Source organism: Streptomyces milbemycinicus (assembly GCF_002154605.1).
GTDB classification, from domain to species: domain Bacteria; phylum Actinomycetota; class Actinomycetes; order Streptomycetales; family Streptomycetaceae; genus Streptomyces; species Streptomyces milbemycinicus.
The window spans coordinates 1-2330 of the sequence record NZ_MUNE01000653.1 but is presented as its reverse complement, the minus strand read 5'-3'; the positions used below and the strand labels follow the sequence as shown (position 1 = coordinate 2330).

Here is a 2330-nt window from a genome sequence, read left to right as displayed (position 1 = left end):
CCAGGACAACCCGCTGCGCGGGGTCCAGTCGGCTCCTGTGCCCGCGCAGCGGGTTGTCCTGGCGGGCCGTGAGCCGCCCGCCCAGCCGCAGCGCGAGCGCCGCGATGCCGAGGGAGCAGCCGACGAGCATCGCGATGTACGCCACGTACATCCCGGCCCCGGCCATCAGTCCGCCCACTGCCGGGCCGACGGCCAGCGCCAGCTGCTTGACCAGGGCGAACCCGGAGTTGTACTGCCCGACCATGGTCGGCGGAGCCAGATCGGCCACGAGCGGGGCGACGGTCGGCGACAGCATCGCCTCGCCGAGCCCGAAGAGCGCGTACGCCGAGATGATCGCGCCGGTCGCGATGGCCTGGCTGCCCGGCACCAGACCGGAGGCCCCCGCCGCCAGCCAGGCCACCGTCCAAACGAGCCCGGTCAGCGCGATGACCCGGCTGCGCCGTCGCCCTTCGACCAGCCGGAGCACGACGAACTGCGCCAGCACGATGGCCGTCGTGTTCGCCGCCAATGCGGCGCCGAGCATCGCGGGCGAGATATGGGCGACCTCCACCGCGAACGCCGCCAGCCCCGACTCGAACTGCCCGTAGCAGGCGAAGAACATCACGAAGCCCAGCACACACAGCTGCACCATGGCCCGGTTACGCAGCATGGCCCGCCAGCCGCCCCCGGTCCGCTCTGCCACGGCCGACGCCGGGTCGAGCTTCGAAACCGCCGGCAACCGTACGGTCGCCACGGCCGCGCCCAGCACTAGGAACATCACCGACTCGATCGCGAACAGCCGGACGAAGCTCGACGGCTCGGAGGGGTCGACCAGCAGCCCGCCGAGCAGCCCGCCGACGCCGAGCCCGAGGTTGTTGAGGAAGAACTGGGTGGCGAAGGCGCGCGAACGGGTGGTCGTGGTCGAGCACCACACGATCATGGTGGCGAGGGCGGGCTGGATCACCGCTATCCCCGCACCGAGCAGGGCCACCGCGGCGATGACGGACGCCTCGTCGGAGGCCAGCCCCAGTCCCATGGATCCGAAGGCCGAGGCCACGGCACCCGCCAGGGCCACTGGCAGCGGCCCTCGCCGGTCGATCACCCGACCGGTGAAGGGCAGCACGGCCAGCGCCGCGACGGCGAACGCCGCGAGCACCATGCCCGCGGTACTCGCGCCCAGGTCCCGCACCTGCGCCACATAGACAAACAAGAACGGAACGGTGAAGCCGTTGCCGAACGCGCTCAGCGCGTTCCCCAGCTGGATCCGGCGCAGCGCGGCGCCCATCGCGGTGGTCACACTCACCTGCCTAGGTCGAAAACGTTCGATGACGAGTAGGAGAAGTTCGAACAGTCGAAGTCTGAAGACTTCAATAGTAAAGTTCGAAGCTAAAGAGTACACGCCGAAGGACTTCAAGGCGAATGGGTTACGTGCCATACTGCGCGGCATGCCTGAGACCCCCGGCCCGGCCGAGCCGAGCCTCGAGGAGCAGATCGCGGCCTACCAGCGCGAGTTCCAGGACCTGGACCCACAGGTGGAGCAGGTCGTCAGCGCCCTCAGCCGGCTCAATCGGCGGATGAACGTCGCGTACAGCCGCCATACCGCGACCCTGGGCATCAGCAACGCCGAGTGGGAAGTGCTCAAGGCGCTCGTCGTCTCCGGAGCCCCGTATCGACTGGGCCCCGGCGACCTGGCCAAGCGGCTCGGCCTCACCCCGGCCGCGATGACCCACCGCATCGACCGCATGGCGAACGACGGTCTGGTCACGCGCGAGCGCGACGAGGCCAATCGGGTGCGCGTCATCGTGGAGCTGACGGTCGAGGGCCGGGAGAAATGGCTGGAGGCCATGCGGATGGCATCCGTCTTCGAGGAAGACCTTCTCCAGGACCTGTCGAGCGAAGAGCGCGCGGCGTTCGGCGAGATGCTGATGCGGGTCCTGCGCCGTGTGGAGGAAACCCAGCCGGACGCCGGCGGACGGCTGAGCGACCTGGACTGACATCGCACGCCGGGGATGTTTGACACGCACCGGCGCGATGCGTAATGTACTCCGAGCTGCCACGGAGCCGTAACGGTTCTTCGGTAGCCGCTCGCGCCACATCGGCGCAAACCACTACTGCACGGCCCCTCATCGGGATGGATTTCGGCGTGCCCGGAATTCGGTCGGGAGGCTCGATTATGAGCCTCGGAGGAAATCCGCTAAAGTAGTGGACACGCCGGAAGGCGCGAAAAACCCCGCTCCAACAGGGGGCCGGAAACGGAATTCGGACCGGGAACGGACCGGAAAACGGATCTGGTAAGGTTGGAAACACCGAAGGGAAGCGCCCGGAGAAACCGGTGAAACGGTTTCGAAGGA

Annotated in this window: 2 protein-coding genes; one reads left to right on the top strand and one right to left on the bottom strand. The window is 68.3% G+C overall.

From position 1 onward, the window contains the following. Positions 1-1276, bottom strand: a 1276-nt coding sequence (locus CCN51_RS41575; protein ID WP_086860757.1) for an MFS transporter, incomplete at its 3' end; no start/stop codon positions are given. A gap of 148 nt (positions 1277-1424) precedes the next feature. Here CCN51_RS41575 and CCN51_RS41570 point away from each other — a divergent pair. Next, positions 1425-1973, top strand: coding sequence for a MarR family winged helix-turn-helix transcriptional regulator (locus CCN51_RS41570; RefSeq protein ID WP_014178366.1), 549 nt, complete (start codon positions 1425-1427; stop codon positions 1971-1973). Positions 1974-2330 lie beyond the last annotated feature (357 nt).

Bases quoted from the DNA above. Each gene is read 5' to 3' on its own strand.
- CCN51_RS41570 (WP_014178366.1), top strand. From the start codon at position 1,425: ATGCCTGAGACCCCCGGCCCGGCCGAGCCGAGCCTCGAGGAGCAGATC.